Annotated in this window: 10 protein-coding genes and 1 pseudogene; 7 read left to right on the top strand and 4 right to left on the bottom strand. The window is 58.0% G+C overall.

Annotation, left to right across the window (positions count from 1 at the left end; genetic code table 11):
- Positions 1-877, bottom strand: an 877-nt coding sequence (locus AC0L3B_RS25265) for an IS110 family RNA-guided transposase (protein WP_473381185.1), incomplete at its 3' end; no start/stop codon positions are given.
- Between the two features lie 377 nt (positions 878-1,254).
- Positions 1,255-1,464, bottom strand: a pseudogene (locus AC0L3B_RS25260) (HesB/IscA family protein); the annotation flags it as partial.
- Between AC0L3B_RS25260 and AC0L3B_RS25255 the strand changes: the two are divergent.
- Both AC0L3B_RS25255 and AC0L3B_RS25250 read left to right on the top strand, forming a co-directional pair.
- A complete protein-coding gene (locus tag AC0L3B_RS25255; RefSeq protein ID WP_204512255.1) occupies positions 1,463-1,687 on the top strand; it encodes a hypothetical protein in 225 nt (74 codons plus the stop codon). The pseudogene AC0L3B_RS25260 and the gene AC0L3B_RS25255 sit on opposite strands and share 2 nt — an antisense overlap.
- Before the next feature lie 55 nt (positions 1,688-1,742).
- Positions 1,743-3,419, top strand: a complete 1,677-nt coding sequence (locus tag AC0L3B_RS25250; RefSeq protein WP_204512256.1) for an ATP-dependent Clp protease adaptor ClpS — start codon at positions 1,743-1,745, stop codon at positions 3,417-3,419.
- A gap of 440 nt (positions 3,420-3,859) precedes the next feature.
- Here the strand turns inward: AC0L3B_RS25250 and AC0L3B_RS25245 are convergent, their stop codons facing one another.
- Positions 3,860-4,066 (bottom strand): hypothetical protein, encoded by a 207-nt coding sequence (locus tag AC0L3B_RS25245; RefSeq protein ID WP_204512257.1) that lies wholly within the window; start codon positions 4,064-4,066, stop codon positions 3,860-3,862.
- 879 nt (positions 4,067-4,945) lie between these two features.
- Here AC0L3B_RS25245 and AC0L3B_RS25240 point away from each other — a divergent pair.
- The 5 genes from AC0L3B_RS25240 to AC0L3B_RS25220 all read left to right on the top strand — a co-directional run bounded on the left by AC0L3B_RS25240 (position 4,946) and on the right by AC0L3B_RS25220 (position 10,162).
- Positions 4,946-5,128 (top strand): hypothetical protein, encoded by a 183-nt coding sequence (locus tag AC0L3B_RS25240; protein WP_204512258.1) that lies wholly within the window; start codon positions 4,946-4,948, stop codon positions 5,126-5,128.
- Between the two features lie 337 nt (positions 5,129-5,465).
- Positions 5,466-7,016: a S10 family peptidase gene (locus tag AC0L3B_RS25235; RefSeq protein ID WP_204513996.1), complete on the top strand. Its 1,551-nt coding sequence runs from the start codon at positions 5,466-5,468 to the stop codon at positions 7,014-7,016.
- A gap of 328 nt (positions 7,017-7,344) precedes the next feature.
- Entirely contained in the window at positions 7,345-8,538 is a 1,194-nt protein-coding gene (locus AC0L3B_RS25230) for a B12-binding domain-containing radical SAM protein (protein WP_204512259.1), read from the top strand.
- A complete protein-coding gene (locus AC0L3B_RS25225) occupies positions 8,484-8,930 on the top strand; it encodes a hypothetical protein (RefSeq protein WP_473381184.1) in 447 nt (148 codons plus the stop codon). Before AC0L3B_RS25230 ends, AC0L3B_RS25225 begins: the two co-directional genes overlap by 55 nt.
- Positions 8,931-8,941: 11 nt before the next feature.
- On the top strand, positions 8,942-10,162 hold the full coding sequence (locus AC0L3B_RS25220; protein ID WP_204512261.1) for a radical SAM/SPASM domain-containing protein: 1,221 nt from the start codon (positions 8,942-8,944) through the stop codon (positions 10,160-10,162).
- A 1,010-nt stretch (positions 10,163-11,172) separates the two neighbouring features.
- Here the strand turns inward: AC0L3B_RS25220 and AC0L3B_RS25215 are convergent.
- Positions 11,173-12,720, bottom strand: a complete 1,548-nt coding sequence (locus AC0L3B_RS25215; RefSeq protein ID WP_204513997.1) for a Fic family protein — start codon at positions 12,718-12,720, stop codon at positions 11,173-11,175.
- Positions 12,721-12,938: the final 218 nt, after the last annotated feature.

The following is a 12,938-nucleotide window of genomic DNA, read 5'->3' as shown; positions in this document are numbered from 1 at the left end:
ACTTTTTGGTTCGATAAAGAAGGACAGTGGCGGCCTCGAACAAGTAAGTTCGGAGAAGCCGGTCGCCCCATCGAGATGTCTTTCCGTTGGTGTCGGTTTCGCCGGATTGGCTGCGCCTCGGCGTAAGGCCGAGGTAGGCGCCGACCGTCGAAGCCGATCGGAAGCGCGAGGGGTCATCGATCGTGTGGCGGAACGTTAGGGCCGTCACGACACCGACCCCCGGGACCGTCATCAGGCGACGCGTCGTGTCGTCCAGCTTTGCCAACCGGCGGACCTCGTTGTCGAACTTACCTTGTTGTTGACAAACGTTCTCATGGATCGAGAGCAGCGGCGATATCACGCTGAGAAGCAAATGATCGACGCCCAAGAGCTCGCTGACCTGGTTGCGGAATTGTTGGCCGATCGCGCGAGGGAACAGCAATCCACATTCCTTGATCAAACTGCGAATCTGGTTCTCGATGTCTCGGCGCATGGACACTAGCCGAGATCTGGCGACAAGGATCGCTCGGATCTTCTGGCTTTCCTCACTTTGGACTTTTACCTCTCGATACCATCCAACCCGCACCAGTTCGGCAAGCCCTCGCGCATCATTCTGATCGCTCTTGTTCATTCGGACCGACAAAGCTGCGCGCGCATGCCGAGCGTCGATGCAGACCACCGGAAGCTCAACCCTGCGGAGTTCATGCCATAGCCAACTCGCCATCGCACCGGTCTCGAAGCCGATACGCTCGGCATGAGGCGCATGTTTGTTAAGCAGGTCAGTCAAGGCACCAGGATTAGACTTGGCTTTCCCTTCGAAGATTACTTGACCAGTCTCGTTGACAACGCACACAGCGGTTTCTCTCTGTGAGACGTCCAGCCCGACGTACTGCTTCATGGGTGAGCTCCTTCGAATCATTTGATTGCGAGGGCTCAACGATAACTGAGGTTGTCTGCCACGAGCGCCGACCGCAATTACGTCATCGTTTGCAAATTTGGCTCTGATCCAATTTTGGTGCAGCTCCGATTATTCTGCGCCGATTAGTCTGGCTTGAAGCAAATCGATTTTCCCGCGACCGTACATTTGACGTTTAACGAGCTTGAGGCGCGTGATCTGCCCGTCTGTTTGCCCGTTGTGACCCGATAGCGCTTCCGCGCGGCGCGCGCCTGAGCGGCTCGAATCATCCCACGACGCTACGTCGCGCGACTCATCATTGTGAATCCTGCGCAAAAACTCCTCGCGATCTGTGGCAACTATGACTCAGTTGTTTATGGACGGCCCTTATTGTCGACGACGAACACCTTGACGCCATCGCGCTCTGTCACGGCGTCGTCAGGCTTAGCCTCGTCGGCCAGGCTCATCCGGTATTTGAACCCGTCGCAGCCACCGGCCTCGGCCATGATGCGCAGGCCGCTCGTCGGCTGCGCCGAAGCCGAGATCGCGCTCTTGAGCGCATTCGCTGCGCTATTCGTCAGATTGATCATGGCTATCCTTTTTGCCTGGGTCGTTTGCATAGGAATTGGCAGGTCGCATGCCAGCGCGCCCGAGCTTGACATTGCTCACCTTTTCGAGATCGCCCCTGTTGGCTTTGCGGCGCGTGTAGGGTTGCTGACAAAGGTCTTCGAGGGATTGCGGCGGCTTTGCGCGTCTTCTTTATGGATTCCGCCGATGAAGCATAAGGAACGCGGCGGCAAGCAATTTGCATAGCGTGCCTAAGCCGGCCGAAGTGTCCGGTGATGAGCTTAGATCGGAGACCACTTTCATGACGGACACTGCCGAACAACTAGAACACGCGCCGGGGGTCTTTGTGGACAACATCTACGCAGGCGGTGCGCCCATTCAGCTTGTTTTGCACAATGACGGCAAGACGACTCTCGGTTTCGTGGTACGCCTGCTGCGCGAGGTATTCGACAAACAGGAGCGGGATGCCATTGCGCTCGCCAAACTCGTCTCGCAGCGCGGCAAGGCCGTCTGCGGACGCTATCCTCCCTCAGTCGCAAAGGCGCTCCTCGAGGCGGCGCGAGAGCGTATCCGAGCTGAAGGATGTCCCCTGCTGATCACAGGCGAAGCCGCGGGCGAAGCGGACGGCCCCGACCTGTCCGACGTGCAATTCGAATATGCCTTCGAAGCCCTTGAGTGGCACTTCACCAATATACCGCCGAGCGAACTCGCCACTACTGTGCGGCAATTCCCGGGCCACATGCAGGCCGATGTTCAGGTCGCGGTCGATAAGCTATTCGCCGATCCGGTCCGCTTCTTCGGCGCCTATGCAGAACATAGGTACGAGACGCTTTCATTCGCTCGGATGAAAAAGCGTGGACAGAATGCGATTTCGCTGGTGCCACCGCAATATCACCAGGTTGATACTGGCGAGACGGCGCCGGTCAAATGCCTGTACAATGGACTGTGGCTTTGCCGGGCGAGCGACTTTTTCTATGCCGTCGTGCTCTCTACTGAGTTCGAGTTCAAGCAAGAGCCGAGGATCCGGATTGAAATCGTTGCCCCTGCGGGGACTGGCGGCGAAGCCTTTGTTCAGCGCAGCTTTGACGAACTGGAACGGGCGGTACACGCGGCACGTTCTTATCGCGGCAAGATTCTCTCATTCGAGAAAGGTGCGGATTACAGCGGCCGCTCAAGAGGCATCATGGTGCATCGATTGGCACCAGTGAGGCGCGAGGACGTGATCCTGCGGGAACAGGCTATCAAATTGCTCGATCGCAACGTGTTGAGTTTTGTCACCACGCGTGGCGCACTCCGCCGATTCGGCCAGTCGACCCGCAAGGGCATCCTGCTCTATGGCCCGCCCGGCACCGGTAAGACCCACACCATCCGCTATCTCGCCACCAACCTACCGGGACACACCACGCTAATCATCACCGCCGAAGAGGTCGGTGAGCTGAGTGCCTATATGGCGCTCGCGCGCCTGCTGCAGCCTACCATGGTGGTGATCGAGGATGTCGATCTGATCGCCAGCAAGCGCGACGACTTGACAACGTGTGAGGAGGCCGCGCTGAACAAGCTCCTAAATGAAATGGACGGCTTGAAGGAAGACGCTGACATCCTCTTCGTGCTCACCACCAACCGCCCCGAGCAACTCGAGGGCGCCCTGGCCGGTCGCCCCGGCCGCATCGACCAGGCGATCGAGATGCCGCTGCCTGATACGACCGGCCGCGACAAGCTGATCCGGCTTTACGGCATGGGCCTGCCGCTTGAGGCGGAGATCGTAGCCGAGACGGTGCGCCGCACTGAGGGCGTCAGCGCCGCTTTCATTAAGGAGCTGATGCGACGCATTGCGCAATCATGCATCGCTCGTGACGGCGGAAACTCAGTGACCACAGCTGACATCGAGGAAGCGCTCGACGACATGCTGTTCACCGGCGGCCGCCTCAACGTGAAGCTCTTGGGTGGGGCCGGAGCGATGGCTGCGGGGTCTGAATGAAGGCGAAGGGAGGAAGATCACCCGCCAAGGGCTGCGCCAACTCCCGCATGCGCCGGGTGTCAACGACGCGTCTATGATTGATGAGCGGCGAGGCGGTTCGTGAACGCGAACCGCCTCGACAATCGCCCGCTCAACCGTCGCTCGCAATTCCTGTTCCATGCCGGCCTGCCCCCTACAGGCGGGCTTCGATATCACGAAGGCAACGCCTCGCCACAGGCGACATGCAATGAGCAGAGCAGATATGCGGTAGCATGGAACTCTTATCGGAAGAGCAGGCTGGAATGGCGCACTTGTCGGACGATCAATTGGAGCTTCGCCATCCGTCAAGGAACGAGAACGGCTGCGGGATTGCCGGCGAAAAGTCCCTCTGCGAAAGCGTCCACCTGGTAGTACATGCGCATGCAGTTTTCTCCGGCCGATGGCATCGGCTGACTCATACCTCATGATGGGTCCGACGAGCCGACAAGACGCGACACCAACTCCTTAGTTGCACGATCGGCGTTTTCGGGATTAGTGACGTCAATTCGCGGTACGCCGTGCGCCTTGGCAGCTTCAGCCAAGGCTGTGTTTTCGCGCAGCGAGCGTTCCACGAACTTCTCTATTGCGGCTTTCACTTTGTTCGCCTTGTTCCGAATACCGGCTCCCATGCACGATACGCTCGGGCAGGACGGGATCTTCAAACGTGGAATCACACAACCAGAGCATCGCCAATCTCCCAGTCAGCTAGGTATTCAGGGCGAAGCGCAGCACTTTGAAATATAAAACCATCTCCCATTTGACGTTGCGCTCTGATCTTCTCCCGAATGATTGGCCGCATATTCTCATGATGCACCCGGAGGAACCAATGGATCGTGTCATTCGATTGACGATGATAGAATTCTACTACGGCGTCCGGCTCGCCGGTTCAGGGTCGCCCTGGATGACGCCCTAACATGTCGGTCGAAATCACTGGCAAGCCGGTGGCCAGGCCGATGCGTTGCGCACAGGTCGACTTCCCGACATGCGAGGTACCAATCAGGAATAAGTTTTTCGGTTGGGGTGTCACTGAATTGTGTCGCTAGCGTCACGAGAGCAGAACCACTGTTTTGGCAAGCCATCGCTTGTCACGAGGAGACCTCGCCGGCTGGAAGAGCCCTCTCTGGGGACGGCTCTACCACGGCGATGCACTCCCAACCACGGCAAACGTCAAGTCTCTTCCCCGACAAGACCACCGCCATCTGGAAGCGATGGAAACGGCCTGTCAGATTCTTGATCCGGCTCGAACAGTTCCGCTCGACTCGATTGAACTCACTACCGCCTGATGTCCGGAGATCCATATCAGCCCCCGTTGCCGACGCCTGAATCTCAACCGCTAACTGATTCTCACAGGACATCGCCCGCGACCGTTTGAATTAGACACGTTTCTGACTCAGTAAGACTAGAGCCTGACCGGCGAAGCCGGATGCGCCATGCAAAACGGAAATGCATCGTTCTCTCCACTTGCAAACAAGATTTGAAAACAACCATGCCACGTATCATGATCAGGAATGACTGTACGATACGATATTCGAGCCGAGACGAACGGCTGGACGGTCTACGACATCCGCACTGGTTTTGCTGCGCTGATCAATGACGTCGCCCAAAATGGCCTTCCCCTGGAAGACGCCGACGACCTGGCCGATCTGTTGAATCACCTACAATCAGAGCAAGCCTACGTCAGCGGTCACTAAGAGTTTCGCGGGCGCCGCGATTTTCGCTCTGGTCGCCGCCCTTTGGTGTGGCGGAGGATAAACGTGTATCGACGGGAGCTTCCACAGGTTTTCGAACTTCGCGACTTGGTCCACTATTCATCATCGCGAGACGCGTATCTCCAGAATTTTGAGAAATCGCTGTCGGAGATCCCTCAAAAACTGAAGCAGTTCCCGCGACATCGAGCGTGCACCCGCCGACGGTGACAACTGCTGACTCTAGTAGGTTTGTTGTTCCCACGCATGGGCTAGTGACTAGGTCGTTTTGACAGACACGCCTCGCGCACCAACAGTGCAGACCCTGCACAGGAGAACCTCTATGTCGTCGACTGCACTGCGCAGCACCTCTCTTGCGTTGATCCTTTTTGCCTGCGGGATCATGGAGAGCGTGCGGGCAGACAATCCGCCGCCGCGCGCCAATGCCACAACGCCGGCCGGCCAGAACGGCGGCCCCGGCGAACGCGCCGGCCAAGCGCCGAGTACGCCGTCGGCGGCCGAGCAGCATCGCCTGCCGCCGGACTCCAGCACCAGGCAAACGCTTGATCTCCCTGGGCGAACGCTCTCTTTCATCGCGACGGCCGGCTCCATCCGCCTGTTCGACGAGAAGGGCGAGCCGGAGGCCGACATAGTCTATACCTCCTATCAGCTTGACGGCACCGATCGCGGCACGCGCCCGGTAACGTTCTTCTTCAACGGAGGACCGGGCTCATCATCGGCCTGGCTGCAGCTCGGCAATGCCGGACCGTGGCGGCTGCCGATCAATGCAGACGAGGTCACGCCATCCACTTTTCCGGAGGTGAGGCCAAACGCGGAGACTTGGCTCGATTTCACCGATTTGGTGTTTATCGACCCCGTAGGCACAGGCTATAGCCGTTTCGTGGGGACCGGCGATGATGTGCGCAAGCGGCTCTTTTCCGTTGACGGCGACGTGAACGCGCTCGCGCTGGTGGTCCGTCGCTGGCTCGAAAAGCATGACCGGCTGTTGTCGCCGAAATACATCGTGGGTGAAAGCTATGGGGGCATTCGCGGGCCAAAGGTTGTGCACCAGTTGCAGATGCGGCAGGGCATAGGCGTCAAGGGCCTGATAATGGTCTCGCCAATCTTCGACTACGGCCAATATGCCCGCACTGGCCTGCTGCAATACATCGCAACACTGCCGAGCTATGTCGCGACCCAGCGTGAAGCCGAGGGTCCGGTAAAGCGAGCCGATCTCGCCGACGTGGAAGCTTATGCACGCGGAGAGTTTCTGATCGACCTCATCAAAGGTCAGGCGGACAAGGAAGCGACCACGCGTCTGGCCGACAAGGTCGCGGCGCTGACCGGCATCGATCAGGCGGTGAGTCGCAGGCTCGCGGGCCGCTTCGACCTCGCCGCGTTTCGCCGTGAGTTCGATCGTAAGAACGGCAAGTTAATCGGCAAATATGACGCTTCAGTGCGTGGCCTCGATCCGTATCCGGACTCGGATTTCTATCTTTCCGGCGATCCGTCGAGCGACAAGTTGCTCGCACCTCTGACCAGCGCCACTGTCGATCTCCTTACGCGCAAGCTAAACTGGCGGCCGGACGGCTCCTATGAGCTAGTCAACGGCGCGGTCGGGCAGGCTTGGGATTACGGCCGCGGGCCTCCGGAGTCGCTGTCGGAGCTGCGCCAGATTCGCGCAACGGACCCGAAGATGAAATTGCTAGTCGGGCACGGCCTGTTTGACCTCGTCACGCCTTATCTCGGATCACAGATCGTGCTCGACCAATTGCCGCCATTTGCCTCAGCACCGCGCGTCAAACTCGTAGTCTTTCCAGGCGGCCACATGTTCTATTCACGAGATGGCTCGCGCCACGCGTTTCGTGCAGAGGCCGAAGAGATTATGAAGTAAACCCGCACCGCGAACTAGGTCACAAGCATGCTCGTGTTCGCACGAGCATAGTTATAGATGAAGCTGCTCATGGCGCCGGCTTCGAGGCAAACTCCTTGGATGGCCGTGAGATCGATCTCTTTGCCGACCAGCCAGCTATGGATATCGCTTGGCAGGGTTAAGCTGCTGTCTTCGGCAATGATCTTGCCCTTGCCGTTGACTACGCTGTCGTGGTGAATCTCCTCAGAGAGCTCTGCACAACTGGCATCTTAGGAGCGTCAATGGGAAGCACCTCTGAGTGTCGTTCACAGCTAGTCGTAACTGTACACGGAATACCGAGAGGTTCGCGTTGCGCGAGGCAGCCTTACCCTTACGCGGTATTCCGCCGATAGTTCTGGCTACGCCAGCGCCGATCACGCACCGTACCGCCGAGGAAAATTTGGCGCTCGGTTACCTGGCGAGTATTCTCAGAAGCAAGGGGGCGAATGTCCTAATCATCGACGGTTGGCTGGGCGGTCTGACGAGTGACGAGATCGCAGATTCGATAGCCCGGCTGCCAGTTCCGCTGTGGATCGGATTTTCCTGCTACCGATCCAATATGGCTCGGGCAATCGAAGTCATGCAGCTGCTTCGTCAGCGTGGTCTACAAACCCCGACGATCGCCGGCGGCTACGGGCCGACGTTTCACCCGGATGAGTTCCTGAACGCTGGGTTCGACGTCGTGGTCCTCGGCGAGGCCGAAGAAACTGTCTGCGCGTTGAGCGAGCACTTCGCATTCTGTAAACTGGACCTCTCTGACATTTCAGGTATCAGCTACAAACACGACGGCAGGATCGTTCGTAACGGGCTCAGGCCAGCGGCCGCGAACCTTGACGCCATACCTTTTCCTAGCCGCGACACGATCCGCGCCTCACTTGAGCGGCGGAGCGCTGTGCACGTGCTTTCGTCACGCGGCTGCGCGGCCCACTGCACGTTCTGCTCGATCGTTGCCTTTGCGAAGGTATCGGATGGTTCGCATTGGAGGCAGCGTTCGATCGAAAACTACGTCGACGAGTTGGAGCAGGTTAGCCGGCTCGGGGCGACGTGTTTCAAAGTCATCGACGACAGCCTTATTGAGCCGCGTCGAGACGAGCTGTGGTGCCGTGAACTTGCCGACGATATTCAATCGCGAGGCCTGCGCGTGCGCTTGCGAGGTTCGATCAGAGCGGATCGCGTGACCGACGAGGCAATTAGGCAGCTCAAGCGGGCGGGCTTCTTCGCGTTTTCGTGCGGTATTGAGAATTATTCGGAATCCGCATTGAAGAGGATGGCGAAGAGTGCAAGCGTTGATCAAAACCTGCAAGCCCTTGATGTCTTCAAAAACACGGCATCTACGTGCAAGCCGGGCACATTCTCTTTGATCACGGCACGACGATGGAAGAGTTGCGGGAAAATCACCGTCGCATGTCGGACTACTTTTGGACGATCAGCAAGGGAATTTTCTCCGAGATGTATGCGGCCGAAGGAACGCCGTTCACGAGGCTGCTGCGAAAACGCAATCTGATCGACGCCAACGAGGATGGGACTGGCAACCGAAACTATCGTCTGGCCGCCGAAGACGTGGTTCAGGCCTATACGGGCCTAGAGCGCTGGCACAAGAGCCATCTTCGCCCTTACGACAAAGCGATCGACGCCATCAGCGCGCCAAAGGCATTCGAGGACGAGGTACTGGTCGAACTCCACGCGCTTGCGACCGAACTACGGCGGCACGACCTCGCCTTTATGGAACTCCTCCTGGACGCCGTTGAGTCGGGTGAGCATGACGTCCATGGCCTTGTTGACGCTCAGGTCGCAGGGAACAAGATCAAATACCAGACGCTGGCGACACGGGTTGACCACGCCTACGCGTCGGCCGGGCTGGTGTATGACGCCGACGCCAATCCTTTCTTCGGATGAGAAGGCTCAAAATGTCAAAGCCATTCGCGATCAGCTTCGACCGGCTCGAACACTATAACCTCAACGTGGGCCCGGTGCAGGAGTTCGGCGACCTGCCCGAGTGCGAGGTTGCGATCAAGAATATCGGCTGGACGCTGGGGAACGATTGTCCATATTGCTGTACGCACTGCTACAGCATGAATGCTAGGGAGAAGGGGAGCGACCTTACCGTCGAGATGATCGATCGGATCGTCGATCAATTGAAGAAGCACGGCGTTGAAACGGTCAATCTCGGCGGAAATGAACTGCTCTTCACCAACGGATCGACCCCCAAGGCGACCTTGCTGCCCTACATCATCAGGAGGCTCGCGGACGAGGACATCCTGGTGGGCCCCACGACCAGCGGCATATCGTTGGTGCGGTTGTACAAGGATCACTATCGGGAATTTCGCCTGTTGAACGATTGCGACGTCTCGTTCGACTCGCCGTTCGAAGACGAACACAATGAAAATCGGGGAGCTAGCATCTTTCGGCAAGCTGTGGAGGCGCTCGATATCTGCCGCCGCGAGGGCATCTCGCGGACTTGCATCATGGCGGCGATGAACTGGAACTTCTCCATCGGGCACATTGAGCACTCGCCAAGTTGGCGAAATCGCACGACGCCAACGTTCCGGATCAACCCGATCAAGGCGACCGAGCCCGCGCATATGAGGATCGCGCTTCCGCCGAGCATGTACTATGCCGGTTTCGCCCGGCTGATGGAGTTGTGCGATCCCGTGGACCTGGGCGAACCTCCCATCGCGGCGGTGACCAACACCTCGGAGGCTCGGCGATGTCCTTGCGGACGAACGTCATTCAGAATCCACTCGATCTCGCCAGACGGCAATGTCCATGTGAGTCCTTGCGTCTATCTACATGACTACGAGTCGGAATTCGATCTGCTGACGAATGAGCTGTCGGAGATCATTTCCAGCCCGCAATTTCGGGTGTTCAGGCAGCGCAACGCAAATCCGGAAATAGTCGAGGGATGCAGCGGGTGCTCGTTGCTCGCCAAATGCGGCGGGGGATGCGTGGCCAGGTCATATCTGTATCGTCGGCACATGACGGGCGGCACGACCATGCTTGCGCGCGATCCCTATTGCCCGGCTGAGCAAAGGCCACAGCAAGCCTTTCCACAATCGCCAGCTCTGAAGCGAGAGGAGCGATTGGTTCACATGGACTACTTTTGTACCTGGATCGGCCAGCCACACTAGCATCGTCTTGACGACTTCGAGGGCGGGTTGATGTTGAGAAACTTAGCAACCAAAGGAGCTGACTATGGGTGACGCACTAGGTGAGCGCGGCAAACCGCACCCCGTCCCGACGTGCTTGGGAAAGCACACTGAATAAAGCAAGAATATATTTGGAAGCCTTAAGCTCTCGATATGAAGAGCCCAACGCCTGTGCGTCGCAACATGCGCAAGGCATGCCACTGATGATCTAGCGGTGACTTCAAATACGCTGATGCCTCTGAGAATACGCTGGTAGCGGCGCCACTGAAGAATGCTGCGGCGTCCAGGACAGATGCCGCTTGTGGGACACGCTAGAGAACAGTCGATATTGCGTCGCGCGTTGCCGGCTTCGGCAATGGCGCACAGGCAGTGACGAGCGAACGCGGCAGCCCCAGCCGTGGGGCGGCAGCGGCACCGAGAGTTTGGGGTCTCGATCGCGGTCCCCGGATCTCGTCCGGTGTATCAAGCTGCCGCGCGTAGGTGAGGACTCCGCGTGCGTGCGCCGAGTAGCCGTTGCCTTCAAGTTGAGCGTGCCATGCCGGCAGGCCGGAGCCGGCTGGCTCGATCTCGAGATAAACCAATCGGCTGGCCCCGGTGTCGCGCCCGCAAAGTGGCCAAATCGGGCTGGTGTCGTCACTACGCGCAGGAGCGCGAATGGTTTGGTCTGTTCAGCACGAAACCCGTCCAAGAGCCGCGGTCCGGCGCCATCAACATAGTCGGCATCGATGCAATCAAATTCGAAGGATGCACGGCGATGAGCGCTCGTGCTCAAGGAATCCACGCGCGAGACGCGCGCGTACAGTCCTCTGCGGGGAAACTCTGGCGGGATGCGGATAAAGAAGAAAAAGAAGATAACCTCCCAGGGTCAAAACTCACCGATGCGGCGCGTCTTAGCTGCGACCACGCCGACAGAGGGCGCTATTTTTTATCAAAGGCTCGACCAGCATCTGAGCCGACAGGCCCCATTCAATGAAGGTGGCACCCTGACACAGTCAACTCGCCGTTCCAGAGTCTTTCGAGAAGGCCGCTTGATAAAGCTCCTCAATCCTCGTGACTTCATCCGGCGTTAGTTCGGAGAATTCGTTGTCGCGGGCACGCTTTGAGAGTTGCCCTCCATTCTGTTGCAGGAATCCGAAGAGGTTGTTGAGCGTCCGCTCCGGCATTTCGATCATGTTCTCGATGCCCGCGCGGAAGGTATCGAAGCTCCGTAAAAATTGCGTTTCCTTTGGAAGATCTTGTTCGATGGTCCTCTGCACGCATTCGTACAGAAACTCGGCGTGGGGCGTCGCGTCAAAGAAACGATAAAAATCACCTGTATCGTTCAAGACCTTGACGTTGCCCTGTGGGGTCGACTCCCATTCAACACATGGAAGCAATCTAGTCGAATAGCTTTCCAACACGCTCTTGTATTCGCTAATCTTGTCGAGAATCGCGGCAGAAACCGGAAAGTGGATCCCGGCGGGATTGAATCCGCGCCGTGCCAGAACATGGTGCATCAGGTATCGGTGAATGCGTCCGTTGCCGTCCTCGAACGGGTGGATGTAGACGAACCCGAAGGCGAGCACGGCGGCAGCGACGACAGGATCAAGCTCGTTTTCCGCCGCATGATCGAACGCGATCAGTGCGCGCACGAGGGAGGGGATATCTTCGTGACGCGCGCTGATATGATCCGGGATAGGTCTTTGCGTCTCGCGTTCATGCTCGCCGACGAAACCACCTTCGTTCCGGAAACCAAGTTTCACGAAGCGCTCATCGCCGATCACGATGCGCTGCAGGCGCAAAAACTCCGCCTCGTCGAGCGGTGCCCGTCCCGCTTCACCGATGACCCTGCCCCATCGCTGGATACGGTCCTGTGGCGGTCTCTCTCCTTCAATGACGTAGCTTGACTTTGAATCCTTGAGGAGAAGGAAGGCGGCAGTTCGCGCGAGCAGATCCTTCGGGACTTGGCTCACCACGACACGGGCGCGCTCCTTGAGATCCTGCGCCATAAACTCGCCCAGTGCTGGAGTCTTGAAAACAAGCGGGCAGAACTCCAGTGTTCCTGGCAGATTGTTGCGGACGCGGTGCCGTGCCGAATTCTGCCCGGAGGTAGCGTATTGGAGTTCGGTATCGACGGCATCGACGTAAGAGACCTTATCTGCCGCAGGCAGATTGAGTTGGCGCTCCAACAGCCATTCATGGAGAAACCAGATACGACGCGTGTACAGACCGGTCGGCTTCTGTCTTACAAGGTCCGCAACCTGATCCTCGTTCACGGCGAGGAAAAGCCGCTTCAGGATTGCAAGATCGAGTCCTTCATTCTTGAGAGCGAAGGTGAGATGTCCCTCAAGCGTCGCGTCCGGCGCATGGCGTGGCGTATAGATGCGCCATCCCCCTTGCTCAATGATCCGGTGCTTTGTTCCGATGGCCGAAAGCAAGCGCGGGACCGGGGCGGATAGGTTGTAGGCGTCAATCAGCGCAGCATAGCCAGCAGGAGTTGCCACTTCCGGCAGCCTCCGGTCATGAAAAATACTCACGGGCCCTGAAAACTCTATTTCCATTGTCCCAAATCCGTGAAAAACCTTCTCGGTCGTGAATTTCACTCTCAATTTGGCCTTTGAGCCGCAAAAACCTTTTACACCGTGAAAAACACTCACACAACACGGAAAATGTGAAATGTCTTCGCGAAAACCGTTGGGGTTCTCCCTCGCCCCACCCAAGGGAACACTTTTGAGAGGACCAGCAATCCATTTAGCGGCGTGGCGGCTCGTTCACCGTT

Source organism: Bradyrhizobium sp. Kon56, from assembly GCF_055807635.1.
The sequence above is the reverse complement of the archived record's forward strand: the minus strand, read 5'-3'. Positions and strand labels throughout refer to the sequence as shown.

Excerpts from the sequence above, each read along its gene's own strand:
- AC0L3B_RS25255 (WP_204512255.1), top strand. The coding sequence starts at position 1,463 with ATGGCTATCCTTTTTGCCTGGGTCGTTTGCATAGGAATTGGCAGGTCG.
- AC0L3B_RS25250 (WP_204512256.1), top strand. The coding sequence starts at position 1,743 with ATGACGGACACTGCCGAACAACTAGAACACGCGCCGGGGGTCTTTGTG.
- AC0L3B_RS25245 (WP_204512257.1), bottom strand. The coding sequence starts at position 4,066 with ATGGGAGCCGGTATTCGGAACAAGGCGAACAAAGTGAAAGCCGCAATA.
- AC0L3B_RS25240 (WP_204512258.1), top strand. The coding sequence starts at position 4,946 with ATGACTGTACGATACGATATTCGAGCCGAGACGAACGGCTGGACGGTC.
- AC0L3B_RS25235 (WP_204513996.1), top strand. The coding sequence starts at position 5,466 with ATGTCGTCGACTGCACTGCGCAGCACCTCTCTTGCGTTGATCCTTTTT.
- AC0L3B_RS25225 (WP_473381184.1), top strand. The coding sequence starts at position 8,484 with ATGTATGCGGCCGAAGGAACGCCGTTCACGAGGCTGCTGCGAAAACGC.
- AC0L3B_RS25220 (WP_204512261.1), top strand. The coding sequence starts at position 8,942 with ATGTCAAAGCCATTCGCGATCAGCTTCGACCGGCTCGAACACTATAAC.
- AC0L3B_RS25215 (WP_204513997.1), bottom strand. The coding sequence starts at position 12,720 with ATGGAAATAGAGTTTTCAGGGCCCGTGAGTATTTTTCATGACCGGAGG.